The organism is Paraburkholderia sp. GV068, assembly GCF_003058125.1.
Taxonomy (GTDB): domain Bacteria; phylum Pseudomonadota; class Gammaproteobacteria; order Burkholderiales; family Burkholderiaceae; genus Paraburkholderia; species Paraburkholderia graminis.
Map to the genome: position 1 here is coordinate 551,073 of NZ_QBUB01000001.1, position 23,594 is coordinate 574,666.

22 protein-coding genes are annotated in these 23,594 nt (G+C 64.3%); 18 read left to right on the forward strand and 4 right to left on the reverse strand.

Annotation, left to right across the window (positions count from 1 at the left end; genetic code table 11):
- Nucleotides 1-106 precede the first annotated feature (106 nt).
- From C8K18_RS02505 to ftsB, 6 genes are all read left to right on the forward strand, one after another.
- The gene (locus C8K18_RS02505; RefSeq protein ID WP_107706562.1) at nucleotides 107-3,166 is read left to right on the forward strand and encodes a ComEC/Rec2 family competence protein; all 3,060 of its coding nucleotides are present in this window, start codon (nucleotides 107-109) and stop codon (nucleotides 3,164-3,166) included.
- Between the two features lie 227 nt (nucleotides 3,167-3,393).
- Entirely contained in the window at nucleotides 3,394-4,197 is an 804-nt protein-coding gene (locus C8K18_RS02510; RefSeq protein ID WP_006051287.1) for an alpha/beta fold hydrolase, read from the forward strand.
- 121 nt (nucleotides 4,198-4,318) lie between these two features.
- Complete coding sequence (locus tag C8K18_RS02515; protein ID WP_006051288.1) at nucleotides 4,319-5,992, forward strand: CTP synthase; 1,674 nt, start codon at nucleotides 4,319-4,321, stop codon at nucleotides 5,990-5,992.
- Nucleotides 5,989-6,843, forward strand: a complete 855-nt coding sequence (kdsA, locus tag C8K18_RS02520) for a 3-deoxy-8-phosphooctulonate synthase (protein ID WP_029967470.1) — start codon at nucleotides 5,989-5,991, stop codon at nucleotides 6,841-6,843. Before C8K18_RS02515 ends, kdsA begins: the two co-directional genes overlap by 4 nt.
- A gap of 80 nt (nucleotides 6,844-6,923) precedes the next feature.
- Entirely contained in the window at nucleotides 6,924-8,207 is a 1,284-nt protein-coding gene (eno, locus tag C8K18_RS02525) for a phosphopyruvate hydratase (RefSeq protein ID WP_053858435.1), read from the forward strand.
- 114 nt (nucleotides 8,208-8,321) lie between these two features.
- Entirely contained in the window at nucleotides 8,322-8,753 is a 432-nt protein-coding gene (gene ftsB, locus C8K18_RS02530; protein WP_107706563.1) for a cell division protein FtsB, read from the forward strand.
- Nucleotides 8,754-8,931: 178 nt separating this feature from the next.
- Here ftsB and C8K18_RS02535 read toward each other — a convergent pair whose 3' ends face one another.
- The 3 genes from C8K18_RS02535 to C8K18_RS02545 form a co-directional block, all read right to left on the reverse strand.
- Nucleotides 8,932-9,318, reverse strand: coding sequence for a hypothetical protein (locus C8K18_RS02535; RefSeq protein WP_029967468.1), 387 nt, complete (start codon nucleotides 9,316-9,318; stop codon nucleotides 8,932-8,934).
- Nucleotides 9,319-9,433: 115 nt separating this feature from the next.
- Complete coding sequence (hslO, locus tag C8K18_RS02540) at nucleotides 9,434-10,384, reverse strand: Hsp33 family molecular chaperone HslO (RefSeq protein ID WP_006051293.1); 951 nt, start codon at nucleotides 10,382-10,384, stop codon at nucleotides 9,434-9,436.
- 74 nt (nucleotides 10,385-10,458) lie between these two features.
- Entirely contained in the window at nucleotides 10,459-10,983 is a 525-nt protein-coding gene (locus C8K18_RS02545; protein ID WP_029967466.1) for a gamma carbonic anhydrase family protein, read from the reverse strand.
- A gap of 399 nt (nucleotides 10,984-11,382) precedes the next feature.
- Here C8K18_RS02545 and C8K18_RS02550 point away from each other — a divergent pair, with 399 nt between their 5' ends.
- The 10 genes from C8K18_RS02550 (at nucleotide 11,383) to C8K18_RS02595 (ending at nucleotide 20,582) form a co-directional block, all read left to right on the forward strand.
- Nucleotides 11,383-12,288, forward strand: a complete 906-nt coding sequence (locus C8K18_RS02550; protein ID WP_107706564.1) for a ferritin-like domain-containing protein — start codon at nucleotides 11,383-11,385, stop codon at nucleotides 12,286-12,288.
- 102 nt (nucleotides 12,289-12,390) lie between these two features.
- Complete coding sequence (locus C8K18_RS02555) at nucleotides 12,391-13,275, forward strand: alpha/beta fold hydrolase (RefSeq protein ID WP_029967461.1); 885 nt, start codon at nucleotides 12,391-12,393, stop codon at nucleotides 13,273-13,275.
- A 129-nt stretch (nucleotides 13,276-13,404) separates the two neighbouring features.
- Nucleotides 13,405-14,235, forward strand: coding sequence for a 3',5'-nucleoside bisphosphate phosphatase (locus tag C8K18_RS02560; RefSeq protein ID WP_029967460.1), 831 nt, complete (start codon nucleotides 13,405-13,407; stop codon nucleotides 14,233-14,235).
- Nucleotides 14,236-14,394: 159 nt separating this feature from the next.
- Nucleotides 14,395-15,030 carry an L-threonylcarbamoyladenylate synthase gene (locus tag C8K18_RS02565; protein WP_006051298.1) on the forward strand — a complete coding sequence of 212 codons (636 nt, stop codon included), beginning with the start codon at nucleotides 14,395-14,397 and terminating at the stop codon, nucleotides 15,028-15,030.
- 47 nt (nucleotides 15,031-15,077) lie between these two features.
- Nucleotides 15,078-15,740 (forward strand): site-2 protease family protein, encoded by a 663-nt coding sequence (locus C8K18_RS02570; RefSeq protein WP_006051299.1) that lies wholly within the window; start codon nucleotides 15,078-15,080, stop codon nucleotides 15,738-15,740.
- A gap of 6 nt (nucleotides 15,741-15,746) precedes the next feature.
- Complete coding sequence (locus C8K18_RS02575) at nucleotides 15,747-16,949, forward strand: tryptophan--tRNA ligase (protein WP_006051300.1); 1,203 nt, start codon at nucleotides 15,747-15,749, stop codon at nucleotides 16,947-16,949.
- Nucleotides 16,950-16,966: 17 nt separating this feature from the next.
- On the forward strand, nucleotides 16,967-17,566 hold the full coding sequence (locus tag C8K18_RS02580; protein ID WP_107706565.1) for a bifunctional 2-polyprenyl-6-hydroxyphenol methylase/3-demethylubiquinol 3-O-methyltransferase UbiG: 600 nt from the start codon (nucleotides 16,967-16,969) through the stop codon (nucleotides 17,564-17,566).
- Between the two features lie 43 nt (nucleotides 17,567-17,609).
- Nucleotides 17,610-18,536, forward strand: a complete 927-nt coding sequence (dapA, locus tag C8K18_RS02585) for a 4-hydroxy-tetrahydrodipicolinate synthase (protein ID WP_006051302.1) — start codon at nucleotides 17,610-17,612, stop codon at nucleotides 18,534-18,536.
- A gap of 125 nt (nucleotides 18,537-18,661) precedes the next feature.
- Nucleotides 18,662-19,801 carry an outer membrane protein assembly factor BamC gene (gene bamC / locus C8K18_RS02590; protein ID WP_107706566.1) on the forward strand — a complete coding sequence of 380 codons (1,140 nt, stop codon included), beginning with the start codon at nucleotides 18,662-18,664 and terminating at the stop codon, nucleotides 19,799-19,801.
- Between the two features lie 7 nt (nucleotides 19,802-19,808).
- Complete coding sequence (locus C8K18_RS02595) at nucleotides 19,809-20,582, forward strand: MBL fold metallo-hydrolase (RefSeq protein ID WP_107706567.1); 774 nt, start codon at nucleotides 19,809-19,811, stop codon at nucleotides 20,580-20,582.
- Between the two features lie 154 nt (nucleotides 20,583-20,736).
- Here the strand turns inward: C8K18_RS02595 and C8K18_RS02600 are convergent, their stop codons facing one another.
- Nucleotides 20,737-21,435 carry a Bax inhibitor-1/YccA family protein gene (locus tag C8K18_RS02600; protein WP_006051305.1) on the reverse strand — a complete coding sequence of 233 codons (699 nt, stop codon included), beginning with the start codon at nucleotides 21,433-21,435 and terminating at the stop codon, nucleotides 20,737-20,739.
- A gap of 343 nt (nucleotides 21,436-21,778) precedes the next feature.
- Between C8K18_RS02600 and ndk the strand changes: the two genes are divergently transcribed.
- Both ndk and rlmN read left to right on the forward strand, forming a co-directional pair.
- A complete protein-coding gene (ndk, locus tag C8K18_RS02605; protein WP_006051306.1) occupies nucleotides 21,779-22,204 on the forward strand; it encodes a nucleoside-diphosphate kinase in 426 nt (141 codons plus the stop codon).
- A gap of 158 nt (nucleotides 22,205-22,362) precedes the next feature.
- Entirely contained in the window at nucleotides 22,363-23,514 is a 1,152-nt protein-coding gene (rlmN, locus tag C8K18_RS02610) for a 23S rRNA (adenine(2503)-C(2))-methyltransferase RlmN (RefSeq protein WP_029967454.1), read from the forward strand.
- Nucleotides 23,515-23,594: the final 80 nt, after the last annotated feature.

The following is a 23,594-nucleotide window of genomic DNA, read 5'->3' on the forward strand; positions in this document are numbered from 1 at the left end:
AGTGGTTCGCGCCGGGCGAGACACACGTCCCGGCATGCCTGTGCGTTGCGCGGCGCGTTGAGCGGGTGTTCGTTGTTTCGTCCGGTGGATGGCGGGCGGAGGGCGGATGCGTGCATGGTGGTGTGGGTTTGCGTTGGGTGTGATCTGGCTGCAGCAGCAGGCTGAGTTGCCGGGTTGGAGAGGCGGGTGCTTGCTGGTGTCGTTGGCGTGTGCGGCGTCGGCTGTTGCTATCTGGGGGGTGCGTCGGCGGGCGGAGATTCAGCCGGACGAGTGCGACGCGGGCGGCGACTACAGCGCGGTCGCACACTGGACCTTGCGGCGCTGGCGTTCTTTCGCCGGTTGGTGCGCGGTCTGTTGTGTGGCCTGGGGCGCGGGCTTCGGCTATGCCGCGTGGCGCGCCGACGCGCGGCTTGCTCCAAGCTTGCCGCTCGCGTGGGAAGGCCGCGACATCGACGTGACCGGCAGCATCAAAGGATTGCCCGCGCGCGACGATAACGGCGCGCGTTTTCTGTTCGATGTCGAGTCGGTGGACTCACACGAAGCGGGACCGCCGCCGTCGGTGCCGGTCATCTTTCCTCGCGTCATTCAGCTTGCATGGATTGCCGACGAAGCTCCGCCGCCGCTTCGGCCCGGCGAGCGCTGGCGTTTGCGCGTGCGTCTGAAACGGCCGCACGGCAATGCGAACTTCGGTCTGCGCGATGCGGAAGCTGCGCTGCTCGCGCGTAATGTGCGCGCCACCGGCTATGTCAGCGCGGCGGCGCAGGCGGTGCGGTTGCGGCCAGACGCGCGCGGTGTCGGCGTGACCGTGGACCGCTGGCGCGCGGCGCTGCGGGCACGAATCGACGCGGTGCTTGGCAGCGCGCCGCATCGCGGCATCGTCGTCGCGTTGGCGATCGGCGCACAGGACGAGATCAGCGACGCCGATTGGCAACTGATGCGCGCCACCGGCACAAGTCATCTCGTGGCGATTTCGGGCTTGCATATCGGCTTTGCCGCGGGGATCGCCGCCTGGCTCGCGGGCGCTTTCTGGCGGCGCTCGGGATGGATCGGCCGCAACTGGCCGTTGTGGCTGCCAGCGCAAATCGTCGCGGTGACGGGCGGCGCGCTGTTTGCCGCGCTGCACGCGGCGCTGGCCGGTTTCAACGTGCCCGTGCAACGCGCGTTGTGGATGGCAAGCGTCGTCGCGCTCGCCTACGTAAGCGGGCGCAATGTGCCGCGCTCGGCCGTGCTCGCGTGGGCCCTCGGACTCGTGGTGCTGATCGATCCGTGGGCGGTGGTGTCGGCGGGATTCTGGTTGTCCTTCTGCGCGGTGGCGGCGATTCTTTTTGCGACGTCGGGGCGGTCGCGGGTGTGGGGCCGTGAGCAGCATATGGATGAGATCGACGACGATGGCGGTGGCGCGGGAGGGGTGTTGGCGGCGTCGTCGGGGCCAACTGGCTTGTGGCGGTCGTTGCGTTTGTCCCGCGTGCCGCGGTTGTTGGGCTTATTGGGCGTGTTGCCGTTATCGCGCTCGTCGCGGCTGTCGCGCGCGTTGCAGTTGTTCGACGTATCGCGGTTGTTGCGCCTATCGTGCTCGTCGCGGGTGTCACACGCGTTGCGATCGTTAGGCTTGTCGCGGTTGTTCCGCCTATCGCGCGCGTCCCGGTTGTCGCACTTATCGCCCTCGTTGCCCTTGTGCCGCTTTCGCACAGCCGCCGCACGGCGCATTCGTGCGTTCGGCGAGCGGCTCCATGGCGCCGCCCATGTCCAGTTCGCTGTCACACTCGCGCTCGCGCCGTTGACGGTCTACTGGTTCGCCCAGATTCCGCTCATCGGCCCGCTCGCGAATGCGTTCGCGATTCCGTGGGTGAGCGTGTTGGTCACGCCGTCGGTGCTGGCCGGCGTCGTGTTGCCCGCGCCGCTCGATGCCTACGCATGGCGCATCGCGCACGCGTTGCTCGAGGTGATGATTGCGGGATTGCAACGGCTGTCCGGGCCGCGTTGGGTGCTCTGGTGGCTGCCGCAGCCGAATGCATGGACGCTCGCCGCCGCCTCGGCCGGCGTGCTCTGGTGTCTTGCGCCGCGCGGCTGGCCGTTGCGCTGGGCCGCGCCGCTGACTTGGTTGCCGCTCGTCGTGCCCGCGCCGTCCGGGCCGCCGCACGGCAGCTTCCGGCTGACCGCGCTCGATGTGGGGCAGGGCACGTCGGTGCTCGTCGAGACCGCGCATCACGCGCTGCTGTTCGATGCCGGGCCGGGGCCCGAATCGACGCATGCCGGCGAGCGGGTAGTGGTGCCGTATTTGCGAGCGCATGGCGTGAATGCGCTCGATACATTGATCATCAGCCATGCCGATTCCGATCATTCGGGCGGCGCGCCGGCCGTGCTGGATGCCATCGAGGTTCGTCAGATGGTCGCGGCGCTCGCGCCTGCCAACGCGCTATGGGCGAACGCGCGGCAACGCGGCGCAGACACATGGCCGTGCGCGGCGGGTCAGCGGTGGCAGTGGGATGGCGTCGAGTTCGCGATGCTCTGGCCCGACCCCGGGCCGCTGGAAGGCAAGCCGAACGCGCATTGCTGCGTGCTGCGCGTGAGTGCGTTGCCGGTGGCGGTTGCGTCGGAATTGCGTGGTGCCGTGCGCAGCGGTGCGGAGAGTGCGCGCGTGGATGGCACGGGTGATACGGATAGCTCGGTGCGCAGCGTACCGACCAGCGCATCAAACACAGCACCGAACAGCGCATCGACCAACGCACCGACCGGCGCATCGACCGCGGGACCAACCCCCCAACCCCAAGCCACGCCCCTCGCCGCGCTCCTAACCGCAGACATCGAGGCCCCGTCCGAACGCGTGCTGCTTTCGCGCGATCGCGAGATGCTTCGCGCTCAGGTGCTCGTGGTCCCGCATCATGGCAGCAAGACCTCATCCACTGAACCGTTCCTCGATTCTATCGACCCGCTCGTCGCGCTATTTCAGGTAGGCTATCGCAACCGGTTTCATCATCCCAGTGCGGGCGTGCTGGCGCGCTATTCGGCGCGGCACATCGAGTTGGGCAGGAGCGATTCGGACGGCGCGGTGCGCGTGCTTGTCGATCCTTACTTCGCCGCGCGCGAGGCTCCGCATGCGCCAGACGCCGCGCTCACGGTCGAGCGTTATCGCGACACGCAGCGGCGCTACTGGACGGATCGATGAATGCTCGCTCAACGTTCGCTCGACGTTCGCAGATCGTGACAGCGGACATCGGCGCATCGCAAAAGGAGAGGCTGAAAATGGCCAGTGCCGCCAGACAGCCAGACAGCCAGACGGCCAGACAACAAGCGCCGCCACGAGCGCACCCGCGAACACTGCGGCATACCTTCGAGATGCCGCACCGCTTCACCCGCCGCGCGAAAACGAAAACAGAACGGAGATAACCGCAGTTGAAAAACATCATTCATTTTTCGCACGCGAACGGCTTTCCGGCCTCGACTTACCGGACGATTTTCGCCGAGCTCTCCGACGACTACGACGTGCGCTACATCGAACGCATCGCACACGATCCGCGCTTTCCGGTGACGCAGGATTGGCCGCATCTCGTCGAGCAATTGATTGACGACATCGGCCGCACGTATGAGCAGCCTGTGTGGCTCGTCGGCCATTCGCTGGGCGGTTATCTGTCGCTCATGGCCGCGCTGAAAAAGCCGCAGTGGGTGAGAGGCGTCGTGATGCTCGATTCGCCGGTGGTCGCCGGCTGGCGCAGCAGCATCCTGCGCGTGTCGCAATTCACCGGGCTCGACGAGCGGCTGTCGCCCGCGGCCGCGACCCGCACGCGCCGCACGCACTGGGCGAGCCGCGACGAGGCGTGGCGGCATTTCCATTCGAAGCCCGCGTTCGCGCGTTGGGACGAGCGCATGCTGTCCGACTACATCGAGTTCGGCATTCCGCAGGTCTCGCACGACGGCTCGCGCAGTCTCGCGTTCGATCGCCGGATCGAATATCAGATCTACCGGACCTTGCCGCACACGCTCGGTGCGCGGCTCGCGCGCGGCGCGCCGGTGCCGGTGGGTTTCATCGGCGGCACGCGCTCGAAGGAAGTTCGCCAGGTCGGCTTGAGCGCGACGCGCCGGGCGACGGGCGGGCACATCGAATGGATCGAGGGCAGCCATCTGTTTCCGATGGAAAAGCCGATCGAAACCGCGCGCGCCGTGCAGCGGATGTTGCGCGAACTGAGCGAGCGCGGCTGAGGCGGCGCGCGTCGATCGCCGTGGCTCGCGCGGCGCATCGGCCTGCCGCGGGCGGTCGCATTTTGCTGGGGTTGAGACCCTGCTTTACGGTATAATCCGTTTTTCCCGCGAGCATCCAGCGATGACCAAATATGTTTTCGTCACCGGCGGCGTAGTATCTTCCCTCGGCAAGGGTATTGCCGCCGCTTCCCTCGCCGCGATCCTCGAATCGCGCGGTCTCAAAGTCACTCTTCTCAAGCTCGATCCCTACATCAACGTCGACCCCGGCACGATGAGCCCGTTTCAACACGGCGAAGTGTTCGTGACGGAAGACGGAGCGGAAACCGACCTCGACCTCGGCCACTATGAGCGCTTCATCAGCACGAAGATGCGCAAGGCCAATAACTTCACCACGGGCCAGATTTACGAATCGGTGATCCGCAAGGAACGCCGCGGCGATTATCTCGGCAAGACGGTGCAGGTCATTCCGCACATCACGAATGAAATCCAGGCGTTCATCGAGCGTGGGGCAGCTTCCGCTACCTGCGGCGAACCGGACGTCGCGATCGTCGAAGTCGGCGGCACGGTGGGCGATATCGAATCGCTGCCGTTCCTCGAAGCCGCGCGTCAGATGAGTCTGCGCATGGGCCGCAACAGCGCGTGCTTCGTGCACCTCACGCTGGTGCCCTGGGTCGCCACCGCCGGCGAACTGAAGACCAAGCCCACGCAACACAGCGTGCAGAAGCTGCGCGAAATCGGTATCTCGCCGCACGTGCTGCTGTGCCGCGCCGACCGCCGCATTCCGGACGACGAGCGCGCGAAAATCTCCATGTTCTCGAACGTGCCCGAAGACGCCGTTATTTCGGTGTGGGACGCGGACAGCATCTACAAGATTCCGCAGATGCTGCACGATCAGGGTCTCGACGCGATCATCTGCGAAGAGTTGAAGCTCACGCCGAAGCCGGCCGATCTGTCGATGTGGGCCGAACTCGTCGAGAAGCTGCAGAATCCGAAGCACGAAGTCACGATCGGCATGGTCGGCAAGTATGTCGATCTGACGGAGTCGTACAAGTCGCTGATCGAAGCGCTGCGTCATGCATCCATGCATACGTCCACGCGCGTGAACATCGAGTACATCGATTCGGAAGAGATCGAGACGCAGGGCGTCGAAAGTCTCAAGCATCTGGACGCCGTGCTCGTGCCTGGCGGCTTCGGCCGTCGCGGCACCGAAGGCAAGATCGCCGCGATCCGCTATGCGCGTGAAGCGAAGGTGCCGTATCTCGGCATCTGTCTCGGCATGCAACTGGCCGTGATCGAATTCGCACGCGACGTGGTCGCGCTGAAAGACGCGAACAGCACCGAGTTCGATCAGGAAACGCCGAACCGCGTGGTCGCGCTGATCACCGAATGGTACGACCGCGAAGGCCGCGTCGAAAAGCGCACGGAAGAATCCGACCTCGGCGGCACGATGCGCCTCGGTTCGCAACGCTGCCCGATCAAGCCCGGCACGATGGCCGAAGAGATTTACGGCAAGGACGTGAACGAGCGTCACCGTCACCGTTATGAAGTCAATAACCGCTTCGTGCCCCAGCTCGAAGCCGGTGGTCTTATCATCAGCGCCCGTACCCCGAGTGAAGATCTGCCGGAAATGATGGAACTTCCGCGCAGCATGCACCCGTGGTTCGTCGGCGTGCAGTTCCACCCGGAATTCACGTCCACGCCGCGCGACGGCCATCCGCTGTTCAAGTCGTTCGTCGAAGCCGCGCTCGCGCATCAGCAGTCGCGCGTCGCGAGCGAAGTCGGGGAGAAAGCATGAAACTGGGCGATTTCGAAATCGGGCTCGACAAGCCGTTTTTCCTGATCGCGGGCACGTGTGTCGTCGAATCGGAGCAAATGACGATCGACACCGCGGGCCGCCTGAAGGAAATCTGCGCGAAGCTGAACATTCCGTTCATCTACAAATCGTCGTACGACAAGGCCAATCGCAGCAGCGGCAAGTCGTTTCGCGGTCTCGGCATGGACGAAGGTTTGCGCATCCTGTCGGAAGTGAAGCGTCAGCTCGGTTTGCCGGTGCTGACGGACGTTCACGCGGAGCACGAAATCGAGCAGGTCGCATCAGTGGTGGACGTGCTGCAAACGCCGGCTTTCCTGTGCCGTCAAACCGACTTCATTCACGCGTGCGCGCGTTCGGGCAAACCGGTCAACATCAAGAAAGGCCAGTTTCTCGCGCCGCACGACATGAAGAACGTGATCGACAAGGCGCGCGACGCGGCGCGTGAGGCGGGTCTTTCCGAAGACCGTTTCATGGCATGCGAGCGCGGCGTGTCGTTCGGTTATAACAACCTCGTGTCGGACATGCGGTCGCTCGCGATCATGCGCGAAACCAACGCGCCGATCGTGTTCGACGCCACGCATTCGGTGCAGTTGCCGGGCGGGCAGGGCACGAGCTCGGGCGGTCAGCGCGAATTCGTGCCGGTGCTCGCGCGTGCGGCCGTGGCGGTCGGCGTCGCCGGTCTCTTCATGGAAACGCACCCGAATCCGGCAGAAGCGAAGTCGGATGGTCCGAACGCGGTGCCGCTCCATCGCATGGCCGATCTGCTCGAGACGCTCGTCACGCTCGATCAGGCCGTCAAGCGCACGCCGTTCCTCGAAAGCGATTTCAACTGATTCACGCGTTCGCCGCGTGCCGGCTTGCATATCGACACCGTGTCGCTGTAAAGAATTCATCGTCATTTCTTGAGGAAACCATGAGTGCTATCGTAGATATCATCGGTCGAGAGATTCTCGATTCGCGAGGCAACCCCACCGTCGAATGCGACGTACTGCTCGAGTCGGGCACGATGGGCCGCGCCGCGGTGCCGTCGGGCGCGTCCACCGGTTCGCGCGAAGCAATCGAGTTGCGCGACGGCGAAACCGGCCGCTACGGCGGCAAGGGTGTGCTGAAGGCTGTCGAGCACATCAACACCGAAATCTCCGAAGCGATCATGGGCCTCGACGCTTCCGAGCAGGCTTTCCTCGACAAGACGCTGCTGGAACTCGACGGCACGGACAACAAGTCGCGCCTCGGCGCGAACGCGATGCTGGCTGTTTCGATGGCCGTCGCGAAGGCTGCTGCTGAAGAAGCCGGCCTGCCGCTCTACCGCTACTTCGGCGGCTCGGGCGCGATGCAACTGCCGGTGCCGATGATGAACATCGTCAACGGCGGCGCGCACGCGAACAACAGCCTGGACATCCAGGAATTCATGATCGTGCCGGTCAGCCAGCCGACCTTCCGCGAAGCACTGCGCTGCGGCGCCGAAGTGTTCCACGCGCTGAAGAAGATTCTGTCGGACCGCGGCATGAGCACGGCAGTGGGCGACGAAGGCGGCTTCGCGCCGAACTTCGGCAGCAACGACGAGTGCCTGTCGACCATCCTGCAAGCTATCGAGAAAGCCGGCTACCGCGCCGGTGAAGACGTGCTGCTCGCGCTCGACTGCGCGGCGAGCGAGTTCTACCACGACGGCAAGTACCAGTTGGCCGGCGAAGGCCTGCAACTGTCGTCGGCGGAATTTGCCGACTATCTCGCGACGCTGGCCGACAAGTTCCCGATCGTGTCGATTGAAGACGGCATGCACGAAGGCGATTGGGAAGGCTGGAAACTCCTGACCGAAAAGCTCGGCAAGAAGATTCAACTCGTCGGCGACGATCTGTTCGTCACCAACACGCGCATCCTGAAGGAAGGCATCGAGAAGGGCATCGCGAACTCGATCCTCATCAAGATCAACCAGATCGGCACGCTGACCGAAACGTTCGCCGCAATCGAAATGGCGAAGCGCGCGGGCTATACGGCTGTCATCTCGCATCGCTCGGGTGAGACGGAAGACTCGACGATCGCGGACATCGCCGTCGGCCTGAACGCCGGCCAGATCAAGACGGGTTCGCTGTCGCGTTCGGACCGCATCTCGAAGTACAACCAGTTGCTGCGTATCGAAGAAGACCTCGGCGATATCGCCAGCTATCCGGGCAAGTCGGCGTTCTACAATCTGCGCTAATGGTTCTGAGTGGACTTTTTAGCGCTGACCGATGAGCCGGTTCTTCCTCGTGGCTGATTGACCTCGCCGCCCTGCGTAAAGCGCAGGGCGGCGCGTATTTATTGTGCTTACTTCATGCGGCTCGTCACTGCTGTACTGATCGTTCTGCTGGCGTTGATCCAGTACCCGCTGTGGTGGGGCCACGGCGGGTGGTTGCGCGTCCACGAACTGCAGCAGCAGCTCGCGCAGCAGATACAAAAGAACGCCGACGCGAAGCTGCGCAACGAGCGTATTCAAGGCGAGGTGCAGGATCTGCAGAACGGCACGGCTGCCGTCGAAGAGCGCGCCCGCTACGAGATGGGCATGGTCAAGGACGGCGAAGTGTTCGTGCAGTTCGTGTCGCCGAATGCGCCGTTGCCGACGGCGAACGCGCCGTCGACTACTGCGTCGACACGCGGCGAGGTTTCGGCTGCGCCGCTGCACGTGGTGCCGAATCCGGAGTCGCGCGCGAAGCCCGAGCGTAAGCACGGCAGCAAGGCGGCGAAAGAGAAGAAGCCGGCGCACTGAGTGGGGCGTCGATCGCGGCGTGATGGTGGTTCAGTAGCGCTTGGGGCGCGTAAGGTCAGGTGCGGGAAACGACGTAGACAAAAAAAGGCGCGGTCTGTGAACCGCGCCTTTTTGCATTTTTGGGCCGCACATTCGGCGACCGGAACGACGGCTCTACGGCATTGCACCTGCCACTGGATCACCAGCCCCAGTACGACCCATAGCCGATGCCGACGCCGGTGCCCCAGCCGTGTCCCCATCCACCGCCGTAGTAGCTGCCGTACACGCTGACGGGCACACGCGGGCTGTAATAACGCGACCACGCTTGCGCGGCGTTTTCGGCGGCGATGGCCTGGTTCTGCTCGGCCATGACCTGCCGGTCGATTGCGTCGTAACGCTCGCGCTCGGCCGGCGTCAGCGGTTGTGCGGTGCTGGCCATGCCCGACTGGTCGGCGGGCAGCCGGCTATAAATGGGCGAGGGACCCGGCGGGTCCATCATGCAACCGGTCAATGCGGTGAGACCGGCGAGCGCCGTCAACACGGCGAGCGTGCGCGCGGGACGCGGCAATGAAGTGGGAATGCTCATGTTGAATCTCGATCGGTCGATACGTCAGCGCAGCCTAAGCGGACATTGAGCAGACACAAAGCGGACGCTCTGCGGACATTAAACGAACCCGCAAAGCGCCCACCCGCCGACCGCTTCAATGCCGTTGTTCAGCGGCCGGCGTCACACCTTGTGAGAGTGCATTGGCGAAAAAAAGTTGCGCCACGTCGACGGGGTCGAACTCGTACCGCTGATTGCAGAACTCGCAATGAATCTCGACGTGGCCGCGCTCGGCGATCACGCCGTCAACTTCGTCGCGACCCAGCATCTTCAGCATCGAACCAACTTTTTCGCGCGAGCAGGTGCATTCGAAACGGGCGCTGGCCGGCTCGAAATGCTGGACGTTCTCCTGCCAGAAGAGGCGCCGGAACACCGTCTCCGGTTCTTCCTTCAGCAGTTCGTCTTGCGACAGCGTGCCGCCGAGCGTGCAGACGCGCTCCCATGTATCCGCGTCGAGTTCGCCGGGATGCGGGACGATGCCGCCGTCACCGGGAAGTTTTTGCAGCAGCATGCCGACCGCGCGCTCCGAATTGGCCGCGAGCCACAGGCGCGTATCGAGCTGCTCGGAGTGATGCATGTAGTGCTCGAGCACTTCGGCCATCGACTCGAGCGGCCCGTTTTCGCCCGACAGCGGCACGATGCTCTGATACGGCTGCTGCCCGGGCTTCTTGTCGCGCGGATCGAGCGTGATCACGCAGCGGCCGTGACCGCTTGCGTTGAGCAGTTCGATCATCGACGTCGTCTCGCCGATCACGCTGTCTTCGTCGCCGGAAAGTTTGGCGGTGGCGCGCATCGACAGGTCGGAGCTGCATTGAACCACCAGCATCTTGACCGGGCCGTCGCCGAAAATCTGCATGATCAGCGTGCCGTCGAACTTCAGATTCGCGGACAGCAGCGCGCACGCGGCCATCATTTCGCCGAGAATCGTCCGCACGGGCGCCGGATACTGGCGGCGCGTCAGCACCTCCTGCCATGTATTGCGCAGCGAAACGATTTCGCCGCGCACCGGCGCCGCGCTGAACATGAATTTTTGCAACTGGTCGCTCACAACTTTTCCTCTGTCGAATGGCGCGGCACGGCGAGATGCCCTGCACACGCCGTGCGCGCCGCGCGCCCGGCCGGTTAGCCGATACGCACGAGCTGCGCCTTGAAATACTCGCGGCGCTCGGCGTAACTCGCCGTGCCGCGCTGCATGTTGGCGATGTCCGCGTCGGTCAGTTCGCGCACCACTTTCGCGGGCGCGCCGAGAATCAGCGAATTGTCGGGAAACACCTTGCCTTCGGTCACGATGGCGCCCGCTCCGACCAGACAGTTGCGGCCGATTACCGCGCCATTCAAGACCACCGCCTGAATTCCGATCAGCGCGCCTTCCTTGATCGTGCAGCCGTGCAGCATGACCTGATGCCCGATTGTCACGTTGGCCTCGATGGTCAGCGGAAAGCCCGGATCCGTGTGCAGCACCGCGTTTTCCTGGATGTTGCTGCCCGCGCCGAGCGTGATCGGCTCGTTGTCGCCGCGCAGCGTCGCGCCGAACCAGACGCTCGAATTTTCCCCCAGCGTCACGTTCCCGATGATGGTCGCGGAATCCGCGACGAACACGCTTTCGTGGATGTTCGGTGCGGCGTCGCCAAGCTTGTAAATGGTCACGTTGTCTCCTCGTGGATCGGTCGGATCGGTCGCCGGGCGTGCGGACGGCTCGCGGCGTGTCGGGTTTGACGGCTCTTCGTTGGCTGCTGCGAGGCGCTTTGGGCTCTCGCGAGCGTCGAATCGAGTATTGTAAACGGTTGTGTGGTTCGGCCGCTTCGTGCGATATGCGGGGTGGTGGGCGCGGTTGGTGGGTCTGGCGGGTTGCCGTCGCATGGTGTTGCAGCGTGCGGACAGAAGCGGCCAGTGCGGCCATGCCGTCAGACCTGTAAGCGCTTGCAACTGCGCTTGCGACCCGACCGACGCCAGCTCCGTTTGCTGTTTGCCCGCGACAGGCGCGCGCTGCCCTCAAACGTCCGTCGACCTCCGTCGCTCTCACTTCCCTCTACCGATTACGCTGCCATGATGTCCGCCGCTTCGTCCGCTTCGTCCGCTTCGTCCGCTTTGTCCGTTCAGTCCGCGTCTGACATGGGCGACGACGCGCTTTGCGCACGCACAACGGCCCTTGCCGCGCTGCGCGAACCCGATCCGGCGACCAAGGCAAACGCCGCGCGCGCGCTCTACGCGGCAGTGCTCGACGGCAGCCTGCCGTGTACCGCCAATATCACGCTCGACGAACCGCCGGAATTGCCCGGCCGGCCCGCACGTCCGGAACTCGTCGAGCCGCGCAAGCTCGGGCGGCGCAGCATGCAATCGCCTCAAGGTCGCGCGGTATTGCTGCACGCGCTCGCCCACATCGAATTCAACGCCATCAACCTGGCGCTCGACGCCGTGTGGCGCTTCGCCGGCATGCCCGCCGCTTTCTACACCGACTGGCTGAAAGTCGCCGCCGAAGAGGCGTACCACTTCTCGCTACTGTCCGCGCGGCTCGCGGACTACGGCCATGCGTACGGCGACTTTCCCGCGCACGACGGCCTGTGGGACATGTGCGAGCGCACCCGTGGCGACGTGCTCGCGCGCATGGCGCTCGTGCCGCGCACGCTCGAAGCACGCGGCCTCGATGCGTCGCCGCCGATTCGCGCGCGTCTGCAGCAGGCGGGCGACGACGCTTCGGCGTCGATTCTCGACGTGATTCTGCGCGACGAAATCGGCCACGTGCTGATCGGCAATCGCTGGTTTCGTCATTTGTGCGACGAAGGCGGGCTGGACCCGCACACGACCTACACGCGCCTCGCCGACCAGTATCACGCGCCGAAATTGCGTGGTCCGTTCAATTTCGAGGCGCGCCGCGATGCAGGTTTCGACGACGCGGAACTCGCCGAACTGGCGGCGCTGGCGGGCCTCGACGTGGACGATCCGCAAAAGTAGGGCGTCTCCACGCGACTGAGTTAGTCCGCACTCGGGCGCCGCCCATCGTCGGCCTATCTCGTTATAATCGAACGATCATTCTTTTTTGGCGGGCATCCGACCATGAATACTTCCCGCTCCGAGTTCGTCGCCGTCCGAGGCATCCGTCTGCATGTGCGGCGCTGGGGCCATCCCGACGCGCCGATGCTGTTCATGCTGCACGGCTGGATGGACGTCGCCGCGTCGTTCCAGTTCGTCGTGGATGCGCTCGGCGGCGACTGGCAGGTCATCGCGCCGGACATGCGCGGCTTTGGCCTGTCCGACTGGCCGGTGGCGCAAAGCGGCGGCGGCCACTACTGGTTCCACGATTACCTCGCCGATCTCGACGCGCTGCTCGACCACTACGCGCCGACCGGCCAGGTAAATCTCGTCGGGCATAGCCTCGGCGCGAACGTCGTCTGCCTGTATGCGGGCGCGCGCCCCGAGCGCGTGCGGCGGGTGGTCGATCTGGAAGGCTTCGGACTCGCGCCCGCGCACCCGGCGCAAGCCCCGAAGCGTCTGCAGAACTGGCTCGACGAGTCGCGCGATCCGCCGCAACTCAAGCGCTACGCGTCGCTTGACGAGGTCGCCGGGCGCCTCATCAAGACGAATCCGCGGCTCGCCCCGGCCCGCGCGGAGTTCCTCGCGAAGCACTGGTCGAAGCCCGACGGCGAAGGGCGTTTCATGCTGCTCGCCGACCCGGCGCACAAACTGCGCGGCCCGACGCTGTACCGGCTCGACGAGGTCATGGCCGTCTGGCGCAAGGTGAGCGCGAAAGTGCTGCATGTCGAAGCCGCCAATTCGCCGACGCTCGCGACACTGGCCGGCGAGATTCCGCTCGACGAATTCAAGGCGCGTTTCCAGGCATTTGCCGACTGGCGCGAGAAGTTCATCGACGAAGCGGGGCACATGGTGCACCACGACCAGCCCGAACAGGTGGCGGCGCTGATCGAGGGATTCTGCGCGTAGCGCGGGGAAGGGGGCACAGCGCCGGCGCGAGCGTCGCAGCGAAGCCGCCGGAGCAATCGCCTACGAGATTTGCTCTGCGTCCACTTACTGCGTTGCAGTAAAATGGCTGCAAACCTTCTCCAGACGATGATGAACGCCGACCTCCACTGTCACTCCACCGTTTCCGACGGCCAGTTCGCGCCGGCCGATGTCGCGCGCCGTGCGCATGCGGGGGGCGTGACCTTGTGGGCGCTGACCGATCACGACGAACTCGGCGGCCAGCAGGAAGCGCGTGAAGCCGCCGCGGAACTGGGCATGAGCTATCTGAGCGGCGTGGAAATTTCGGTGACGTGGGCGGCGCGTACCGTTCACATTGTCGGGCTCGGCATCGACCCGACCAGCTCGGTGCTGATCGACGGCCTCGCGCGCACGCGCAACGGCCGCGCGGCGCGCGCCGAGGCAATCGGCGAGCAACTGGCCACGCTCGGCATTCCCGACGCGTATCAAGGCGCGCTCAAGTACGTGTCGAACCCGGACATGATCTCGCGTACGCATTTCGCGCGCTTCCTCGTCGAAAGCGGCTACGCCGCGTCCACGCAAGACGTATTCAACCGCTATCTCGGCGACGGCAAACCCGGCTATGTGGCGCACCGCTGGTCGAAACTGGCCGACGCGGTCGGCTGGATCAAGGCGGCCGGCGGCGAGGCAATCGTTGCCCATCCGGGCCGTTACGCGTACTCGCCGACCGAATTCGACGCGTTTTTCGCCGAATTCATCGACCTCGGCGGCAAGGCAATTGAAGTCGTCACGGGCAGCCACACGCCCGATCAATACCGCGAATACGCCGACGTCGCGCGCCGCTTCGGGTTCGAGGCGTCGCGCGGGTCGGATTTTCATGCGCCGGGCGAGGGGCGTGTCGAACTGGGCACGCTGCCGCCGCTTCCTTCCGATCTCAAGCCCGTCTGGGAACGCTGGCTGTGAACGCGCGCCGTGCCGACGCGGCACGTCGTGTGCGAGCCAGGGGTCTGGCGCGCTCGCGTTCCCGCTCGTCAAGTCCGCGTTTGCTTCGCACGGTCCACGGTCGTTTTGCCTTGAGCCGCGCTATAAACCGTTGTTTCTCCGTCGCCATCGTTAGCCGCCATGTCCCAATACTTCCGGCTTCATCCCGATAACCCGCAGCCGCGCCTCGTGAAGCAGGCCGTGCAGATCATCAACGACGGCGGCGTGGTCGCATTGCCGACCGACTCGAGCTACGCGCTCGCGTGCCATCTCGACGACAAGGACGCCGTGGAGCGCCTGCGCCGGATTCGCGGCCTCGACGAGAAGCAGTTGCTGTCGCTGCTGGTGCGCGATCTGTCGGAACTCGCGAACTTCGCGATGGTGGACAACCGTCAGTACCGGCTGATCAAATCGGTGACGCCGGGGCCTTATGTGTTCGTGCTTCAGGCCACGAAAGAAGTGCCGCGGCGGCTCTCGCATCCGTCGCGCAAGACGATCGGCCTGCGCGTGCCGGACCATGCGATCACGCTCGCGATTCTCGGCGAACTTGGCCAGCCGCTGCTCGGCTCGACGCTGATTCTGCCGGGCGAAACGGCGCCGCTCAACGAGCCCGAGGAAATCCGCGCGCGGCTTGAAAAACAACTGGATCTCGTGATCGACGGCGGGGCTTGCGTGTGCGAGCCGTCCACGGTGATCGATCTGACCGGCGACGAGCCGGTGCTGGTGCGGGCAGGGCGCGGTTCTCTCGCGCCATTCGGTCTCGAAGAGACGGCATGAGCGAAAGCGGACAGACGCACGCAATCGCATTGTTACAATAGCGAGTTATGGATTCTTCCCTGATACAAACCATCGCGGTCTACGCGTTGCCGGTGATCTTCGCCATCACGCTGCACGAGGCCGCGCATGGTTACGTCGCGCGCTGGCTCGGCGACAATACGGCCTACGTGCTCGGCCGCGTTTCGATCAATCCGATGCGGCACATCGACCCGCTCGGCACGATCGCCATTCCGTTGCTGCTGTACTTCGCCACGAGCGGCGCGTTCATGTTCGGCTATGCGAAGCCGGTGCCGGTCGCGTTCGGCAATCTGCGCAATCCGCGCTGGGGCAGCCTGTGGGTCGCGGCCGCCGGGCCGGGATGCAACTTCGTCCAGGCGCTGATCTGGGGCCTGTTCGGCGTGGCGCTCGCCGTGATGGCCGTCGACGAACCGTTCTTCACGCGCATGGCGGGCGCGGGCGTCGGCGTGAATCTGGTGCTCGGCGTGCTGAATCTGTTCCCGCTGCCGCCGCTCGACGGCGGCCGCGTGCTGATGGCGCTGTTGCCGCCGCGCCAGGCCATCGCGCTGTCGCGCCTCGAACCGTATGGCTTTTTTATCGTCATGGCGCTGGTCATGACGGGCACGCTGACGCGCTACTGGTTGAGCCCGCTCGTCGCGCTCGGCTACAGCGGCATCACCGCAATCCTGACTCCACTTGTTTCGCTTTTCTAAATAATCATGTTCCCAGACCGTATCTTCTCCGGCATGCGGCCCACCGGGTCGCTGCACCTCGGCCACTATCACGGCGTGCTGAAAAACTGGGTGCGGCTGCAGTCCGAATACCCGTGCTTCTTCGCTGTCGTCGACTGGCACGCGCTGACGACCCACTACGAAACGCCCGAGGTCATCGAGAAAAACGTCTGGGAGGTGCTGATCGACTGGCTCGCCTCCGGTATCGACCCGGCGCAGGCCACGCTGTTCATCCAGAGCCGCGTGCCCGAGCATGCGGAGCTATCGCTGCTGCTCGGCATGAGTACGCCGCTGGGCTGGCTCGAACGCGTGCCGACCTACAAGGAGCAGCAGGAAAAGCTGAAGGACAAGGATCTGTCCACGTACGGCTTTCTCGGCTATCCGGTGCTGATGGCGGCGGACATTCTGCTGTATCGCGCGTCGCTCGTGCCGGTCGGCGAAGACCAGGTGCCGCACGTCGAAATGACGCGTGAAATCGCGCGGCGTTTTAACTATCTGTACGGCCGCGAGGCGGATTTCGAGGACAAGGCGAACGAAGCCGCGAAGAAGCTCGGCGGCAAGCGCGCGAAGCTGTATCACGAACTGCGCAACGCCTATCAGCAGGAAGGCGACGACGAGGCGCTCGAGCAGGCGCGCGCGATGTTGCAGGAATCGCAAAGTCTGTCGATGAGCGACCGCGAGCGCCTGTTCGGCTATCTCGAAGGCTCGCGCAAGATCATTCTGGTCGAGCCGCAGGCCATGCTGACCGAAGCGTCGCGCATGCCGGGTCTCGACGGCCAGAAGATGTCGAAGTCGTACGGCAACACGATCGGTCTGCGCGAAGATGCCGAGACCATCACGAAGAAAGTGCGCACCATGCCGACCGATCCGGCGCGCGTGCGCCGCACCGATCCGGGCGATCCGGACAAGTGCCCGGTGTGGCAGTTGCACCAGGTCTACACGGACGAAACCACCCACCAGTGGGTCCAGAAGGGCTGCCGGTCGGCGGGTATTGGCTGTCTCGAATGCAAGCAGCCGGTGATCGAAGGCATCTTGCGCGAGCAGCAGCCGATGCTCGAGCGCGCGCAGAAGTACATGGACGACCCGTCGCTGTTGCGCGCGATCGTCGCCGACGGCTGCGACAAGGCGCGCCGCTTCGCCACGGAAACGATGCGCGACGTGCGCGAGGCGATGGGTCTGTCGTACAACTGACGAGCGGCGCGCACGTCATGAGCACGCCGGCCGCAGCCATGCATGGATTGGGCGAGCCGTCGCGCTGGGTGCGTCATTGGGCGCATCTGGTCGCGGCGGGCGGCGCGGTGCTCGACGTCGCTTCGGGTGCGGGGCGGCATGCGCGCTTTTTTGCGTCGCTGGGGCATCCCGTCACCGCGATCGACCGCGACGCGGCCGCGCTCGATGCGCTCGCCGACGAACCGCTCGTCACACGTATCCTGGCCGACATCGAAGGCGCTCCGTGGCCGTTGCGCACGGACGAGAAGTTCGCGGCGGTCGTCGTCACCAACTATCTGCATCGGCCGCTTTTCGGCCAACTGGTTTCGTCGCTCGCGCCCGGCGGCGTACTGGTTTACGAGACCTTCGCGCAAGGAAACGAAACGGTCGGCAAGCCCTCTAACCCCGCGTTCCTGCTCGCGCCTGGCGAGCTGCTCGAGGTCGTGCGCGGGCACTTGCGGGTGGTCGCGTTTCAGGACGGTTTTCTCGCGCAGCCACGCCCGGCTTACGTCCAGCGCATCTGCGCCATTCTCGAGGCGGACCGCTCAGACAACCCCGCGCAGGCGGCGCCCCCGCCTTGTTACGAGTTGGCTGGCTAATCCGCTACAATCGCGGTTTACCTGATCAAATTCATGGCGTTTCATGACTAACGGCACACACTCGGGCAACACCGCCGGCAACGACGGCGTTCAGATTCGCGGCAGCATTCCTGCCATCATCACCCCGATGCTCGAAGACGGCAGCCTCGACCTGCCGGCGTTTCGCAAACTGATCGACTGGCATATCGCCGAGGGCACGAATGCGCTCGTGGTGGTCGGTACGAGCGGCGAATCGGCCACGCTTTCCGTCGAGGAACATGTGCTGATGGTCAAGACCGCGGTCGAGCACACGGCGGGCCGGATTCCGGTGATTGCGGGCTCGGGCGGCAATTCCACGACCGAAGCCATCGAGCTCACGCGCGAGGCAAAAGAAGTCGGCGCAAACGCGACGCTGCAGGTCGTGCCGTACTACAACAAGCCGACGCAGGAAGGCATCTACCGTCATTTCGTGAAGATCGCCGAAACGGTCGATCTGCCGGTGATCCTGTACAACGTGCCGGGCCGCACGGTCGCGGACATGAGCAACGAGACCATTCTGCGTTGCGCGCAGGTGCCGGGCATCATCGGTGTGAAGGAAGCGACCGGCAATATCGATCGCGCCGCGCATCTGATCAAGTCGGCGCCGGCGCACTTCGGTATTTACAGCGGTGACGACCCGACCGCCATCGCGTTGATGCTGCTCGGCGGCCACGGCAATATCTCAGTGACGGCCAACGTCGCGCCGCGCGCCATGAGCGAGCTTTGCAAGGCCGCACTTGCGGCGGACGCGAAGACCGCGCGCGAAATTCATCTGAAGCTCTTGTCGCTGCATAAGAACCTGTTCATCGAATCGAATCCGATTCCGGCGAAATGGGCACTGCAGCAATTGGGTCGTGTGCAGGGCGGCATCCGCCTGCCGCTCACGCCGCTCGACGCGCAATACCACGAAGTGGTGCGCGGCGCGTTGCGCGAAGCGGGCCTGCTCGGCTAACCGGGCGGCCTGTCATACCCGTCAGCGCTCGCCCAGCCACCGGCATTTCCTTAACCGACGTCGATCCAGCCCACGTTCCCGGCACCCAGAACCAGGCACCGCGTTCCAGCATCACGAAGGACCTCATGAAACGTTCCGCACTTTCCCTCCACGCAACCCGCATGGCGGCGCTGACGCTTGCCCTGGTGACGCTCGCCGGCTGTGACACCCTGAACGACTGGTTCGCTTCCGATCGTGTGAATTACAAGGCTGCGGGCAGCGCGCCGCCGCTCGCCATTCCCGGCGACCTGACCACCACCGGCACTGATCAGCGTTACGTTGCACCGCCGGCCAATCTGGCGTTGGGCGGCGCGAGCAAGCGCGCGGTCACGGCGGCCGGCAATTCGACCGAAGGCCAGCCGACCGCGCAAGACCCGTACGGCATGCACATCGAGCGCGACGGCGACCGTCGCTGGCTGGTGGTGAACGGCCGCTCGCCGGAACAACTGTGGCCGCAGCTGCAGGAGTTCTGGCAGGAAAACGGCTTCGCACTGAAGACCGACGCGCCGGCCACCGGCATCATGGTGACCGACTGGGCGGAAAACCGCGCCAACATTCCGGACGACTGGTTCCGCCGCACGGTGGGCAAAGTGATCGACTTCGCCTATTCGTCGGGCACGCGGGACAGTTTCCGTACGCTCGTGTCGCGCGGTCCTTCCGATACCACGGACATTTCCGTCACGCATAGCGCGATGGAAGAAGTGCTGACGGGGCAGGACAAGACGTCGTCGCGTTGGGAAGAGCGTCCGCGCGACCCGGCGCTCGAAGCGCTGTTCCTGACCAAGCTGATGCAGAAATTCGGTCTCACCGAAAAGCAGTCGAAGCAATTGCTGACGGAAGCGCGTCCGGCCACGGCTCCCGCCACGCTTGACAAGAGCGCGGGCGCGTCGACGCTCGACCTGCAGGAATCGTTCGACCGTGCGTGGCTGCGCGTGGGCCTGGCGCTCGACCGCACCAACTTCACGGTCGACAACCGCGATCGCGAGAAGGGCATCTACTACGTGCGCTACGCCGATTCGATGCAGGAACTGAAGAAGGAAGGGCTGCTCGGCAAGCTGTTTTACAGCGGCACTTCGACGAAGAAGCCTGGTCAGCAGTTCCTCGTCAACGTGCGCCCGAAGGGTGACGCCGTGACGCAGGTCGCGGTGCTGGACACGAACGGCCAGATCGACAATTCGTCCGACGCGCAGCGCCTCGTGACGCTCCTGCACGCACAGCTGAACTGAACAGGCCGTGCGGTTCGCAAGTCTTGGCAGCGGCAGTGAAGGCAACGCGTTGCTGGTGGAGGCGCAAAGCGGCGTAACCACCACGCGCGTGCTGCTCGACTGCGGCTTCTCGGCGAAAGAAGTCGAGCGGCGCCTGAACCGGCTCGGTTCGAGCGCCGAAGCGCTCGACGCCGTTCTGATCACACACGAACACAGCGACCACATTGGCAGCGCGTTGACGCTCGCGCGCAAGTGGTCGATTCCGCTCTACATGAGCTGGGGCACGGCCCGCGCGGTCGGTGCCGACGAAGCCGACGTCGATCTGCAAGTGCTGTGGGGCGACGAGGCCGTGGCGATCGGCGACCTGAGCGTTCTTCCCTACACCGTTCCTCACGACGCCCGCGAGCCGTTGCAATACGTGTTCTCGAATGGCGCGAGCCGTCTTGGCGTGCTGACTGACGTCGGCACGTCCACGCCTCATATCAGCACTGTGTTGAGCGGCTGCGACGCGCTGGTGCTCGAATGCAATCACGACGTACGCATGCTGGCCGGCAGCCGCTATCCGCAATCGCTGAAGGCGCGGATCGGCGGCAATCACGGGCATTTGAACAACGACGCGGCGGGCGAAATTCTGGCTTCGCTCGATCGCTCGCGTCTGCGCCATCTGGTCGCCGCGCATTTGAGTCAGCAGAACAATCTGCCGGAACTCGCGCAGGCCGCGATGGCGAGCGTGCTCGGCGCCGCGGCGACCGAGGTGGTGGTCGCGTCGCAGACGGATGGATTCGAGTGGCTCAGCTTGTGATGCGCGAGTAGGTCCGGGGCCGCGGCGGTTTGTCGCCGGGGCGCATCGTCATCGCACGCGTAAAAAAAGCCCATAACGAGCGATCGTTATGGGCTTTTCACGATTTCCACCAGGCCGGCGCGTTGAGCGCCGCCGAGGTGCGAGGTGTGAAACCTTAGTTGCGGTTGCCGCCGAAAATGCCGAGCAGCGCCAGCAGGTTCACGAACACGTTGTACAGGTCGAGATAGATCGCGAGCGCCGCGGTGATGTAGTTCGTCTCGCCGCCGTTCACGACGCGCTGCACGTCGAACAGCATGTACGCCGAGAAAATCACGATCGCCATGACGGACACCGTGAGCATCAGCGCCGGCAGGTGCAGGAACACGTTCGCGACCGACGCCAGCAGCAGCACGATCACGCCCATGAAGAGCCACTTGCCGAGACCGGAGAAGTCGCGCTTGCTCACGGTCGCGATGGTCGCCATGGACGCGAAGATCACACCAGTGCCACCAAAGGCGAGCATGATCAGCGACGGGCCGTTGGAGAAGCCCAGCACGAAGCCCAGAATGCGCGACAGCATCAGGCCCATGAAGAACGTGAAGCCCAGCAGCACGAACACGCCCGCGGAGCTATTTTTTGTTTTCTCGATCGCGAACATGAAGCCGAAGGCGATCGCGAAGAACGCCAGCAGGCTCATGGCGGGACTGGTGGCGGCGAACAGCGAAAAACCGGTGGCGAGACCCACCCACGCGCCGAGCACTGTCGGAATCATGGACAGCGCCAGCAGCCAGTAGGTGTTTCGTAGCACCCGGTTACGCGTTTCGACCGTGCTGACCGCGCCAGTGCGGCCAAAGCTATACGGATGATCGTTCATGGTCTCTCCTTACGTCAGAAGCGTGTTGCGTGATGTTGTCAGCGGATTGTCCAGCGTTCTTGCCCGGTGGTGCCCGTTGTTGCCATATGCCGCCGCGCCGGACGCTGTTCGCCGCCCGCCGCAAACTACCCGATCATAAGATCGGTGCGATGGCCCGGAGTTTCAATGCGTTCATGCTGCGAAAAGTGCGTTGAAAGTCCCACACGGCCTACGCTACCAGCATTCACAAACTCCTGCTTGGAGTCTTTCAATGCTGTAAGGGTTCAATCGCAATCATACATGGGAACATGCTACAATAGCGGATTCATTTGAATCTGTAACCTCTTAATTTTTTGGAGTTTTTATGGCGATCGAACGCACCCTGTCCATTATCAAGCCGGACGCAGTGGCCAAGAACGTGATCGGCCAGATCTACAGCCGTTTCGAAAACGCCGGCCTGAAGATCGTGGCTTCGCGCATGGTCCATCTGTCGCGCGCCGACGCTGAGAAGTTCTACGCTGTGCACGCCGCACGCCCGTTCTTCAAGGACCTGGTTGAATTCATGATCTCCGGCCCGGTGGTCGTCCAAGTGCTGGAAGGCGAAAACGCCGTCCTGAAGCATCGCGATCTGATGGGTGCAACGGACCCGAAGAAGGCCGAAAAGGGCACGATCCGCGCCGACTTCGCCGACAGCATCGACGCGAACGCAGTGCACGGTTCGGACGCCGCTGAAACGGCTGCAGTTGAAATCGCGTTCTTCTTCCCGCAAGTGAACGTGTACTCGCGCTAATGCTGAATTGCCCCGGCGGCCGGTGCAGTCAATGCGTTTATTCACACCAATCGCCGGGCAAAGTAGTAAGGTAAAAGCAGCAGGATGGGCGCGAACGGTTTTGCGTTCATGCAGCTTGTTGCATGAACCAGTCTCGCACTGAAATGGCAGGAATCGATATGACGAGCAGTTCCACCGTCAACCTTCTCGACCTCGACGCCCAAGGGCTCGTCGCTTACTGCGACAGCCTGGGCGAGAAGCCGTTTCGCGCCAAACAATTGCAGCGCTGGATCCACCAGTACAACGCTGCGGACTTCGACGGCATGACCGATCTGGCGAAGTCCTTGCGCGAAAAGCTCAAGGGGCGCGCCACGATCTCGATGCCGGGCATCGTCAGCGACCATATTTCTACCGACGGCACACGCAAGTGGCTGATCGACGTCGGCAACAGCAACGCGGTCGAAACCGTTTTCATCCCGGAAGAAACGCGCGGCACGCTCTGCGTGTCGTCGCAGGCGGGGTGCGCGGTGAACTGCCGTTTCTGCTCGACCGGCAAGCAAGGTTTCTCGCGCAATCTGACCACCGGTGAAATCATCGGCCAGTTGCGCATGGCCGAGTTCGCGCTGCGCGCGTCGCTCGGCGCGGCCGGCGGCCGCGCCGTGGGCGGCGAAGGCAAGGGCGAGCGCGTCGTCACGAACGTCGTGATGATGGGCATGGGCGAGCCGCTTCTGAACTACGACGCAGTTGTACCCGCCATGCGCCTGATGCTCGACGACAACGCCTACGGCCTGTCGCGCCGGCGCGTCACGCTGTCGACCTCGGGCGTCGTACCCATGATGGACCGGCTGGGCGCCGATCTGCCTGTTGCGCTGGCGGTATCGCTGCATGCGCCGAGCGATCCGCTGCGCGACATGCTGGTGCCGCTCAACAAAAAATACCCGCTGCGCGAATTGATGGCGGCTTGCCAGCGCTATCTGAAAGTCGCGCCGCGCGATTTCATTACCTTCGAATATTGCATGCTGGACGGCGTGAACGACAGCGAAGCGCAAGCGCGCGAGCTGCTCGCGCTCACACGCGACGTCCCGTGCAAGTTCAATCTGATTCCGTTCAATCCGTTCCCCGAATCGGGCCTGGTGCGCTCGAAGTCGGAACAGATCAAGCGGTTTGCACAGGTGTTGATGGACGCGGGCGTCGTCACCACCGTGCGCAAAACACGCGGCGATGATATCGACGCTGCCTGCGGTCAGTTGGCGGGTGCGGTGAAAGACCGCACGCGTCTCGCTGAGCGCACCGGGAAGGCAGCGAAGATCATCGAGGTTCGCGCCGTCTAGCAGGAAGGGGCGGGGGGCTGCGAAGATTCGGCGCAAGCGCCGGAGAATGCGCAAAAACGCTTCACGCCCCGGCAATTGAA

Bases quoted from the DNA above. Each gene is read 5' to 3' on its own strand.
- C8K18_RS02505 (WP_107706562.1), top strand. From the start codon at position 107: ATGCGTGCATGGTGGTGTGGGTTTGCGTTGGGTGTGATCTGGCTGCAG.
- C8K18_RS02515 (WP_006051288.1), top strand. From the start codon at position 4,319: ATGACCAAATATGTTTTCGTCACCGGCGGCGTAGTATCTTCCCTCGGC.
- kdsA (WP_029967470.1), top strand. From the start codon at position 5,989: ATGAAACTGGGCGATTTCGAAATCGGGCTCGACAAGCCGTTTTTCCTG.
- eno (WP_053858435.1), top strand. From the start codon at position 6,924: ATGAGTGCTATCGTAGATATCATCGGTCGAGAGATTCTCGATTCGCGA.
- ftsB (WP_107706563.1), top strand. From the start codon at position 8,322: ATGCGGCTCGTCACTGCTGTACTGATCGTTCTGCTGGCGTTGATCCAG.
- C8K18_RS02535 (WP_029967468.1), bottom strand. From the start codon at position 9,318: ATGAGCATTCCCACTTCATTGCCGCGTCCCGCGCGCACGCTCGCCGTG.
- C8K18_RS02550 (WP_107706564.1), top strand. From the start codon at position 11,383: ATGATGTCCGCCGCTTCGTCCGCTTCGTCCGCTTCGTCCGCTTTGTCC.
- C8K18_RS02555 (WP_029967461.1), top strand. From the start codon at position 12,391: ATGAATACTTCCCGCTCCGAGTTCGTCGCCGTCCGAGGCATCCGTCTG.
- C8K18_RS02560 (WP_029967460.1), top strand. From the start codon at position 13,405: ATGAACGCCGACCTCCACTGTCACTCCACCGTTTCCGACGGCCAGTTC.
- C8K18_RS02565 (WP_006051298.1), top strand. From the start codon at position 14,395: ATGTCCCAATACTTCCGGCTTCATCCCGATAACCCGCAGCCGCGCCTC.
- C8K18_RS02570 (WP_006051299.1), top strand. From the start codon at position 15,078: ATGGATTCTTCCCTGATACAAACCATCGCGGTCTACGCGTTGCCGGTG.
- C8K18_RS02575 (WP_006051300.1), top strand. From the start codon at position 15,747: ATGTTCCCAGACCGTATCTTCTCCGGCATGCGGCCCACCGGGTCGCTG.
- C8K18_RS02580 (WP_107706565.1), top strand. From the start codon at position 16,967: ATGAGCACGCCGGCCGCAGCCATGCATGGATTGGGCGAGCCGTCGCGC.
- dapA (WP_006051302.1), top strand. From the start codon at position 17,610: ATGACTAACGGCACACACTCGGGCAACACCGCCGGCAACGACGGCGTT.
- bamC (WP_107706566.1), top strand. From the start codon at position 18,662: ATGAAACGTTCCGCACTTTCCCTCCACGCAACCCGCATGGCGGCGCTG.
- C8K18_RS02600 (WP_006051305.1), bottom strand. From the start codon at position 21,435: ATGAACGATCATCCGTATAGCTTTGGCCGCACTGGCGCGGTCAGCACG.
- ndk (WP_006051306.1), top strand. From the start codon at position 21,779: ATGGCGATCGAACGCACCCTGTCCATTATCAAGCCGGACGCAGTGGCC.
- rlmN (WP_029967454.1), top strand. From the start codon at position 22,363: ATGACGAGCAGTTCCACCGTCAACCTTCTCGACCTCGACGCCCAAGGG.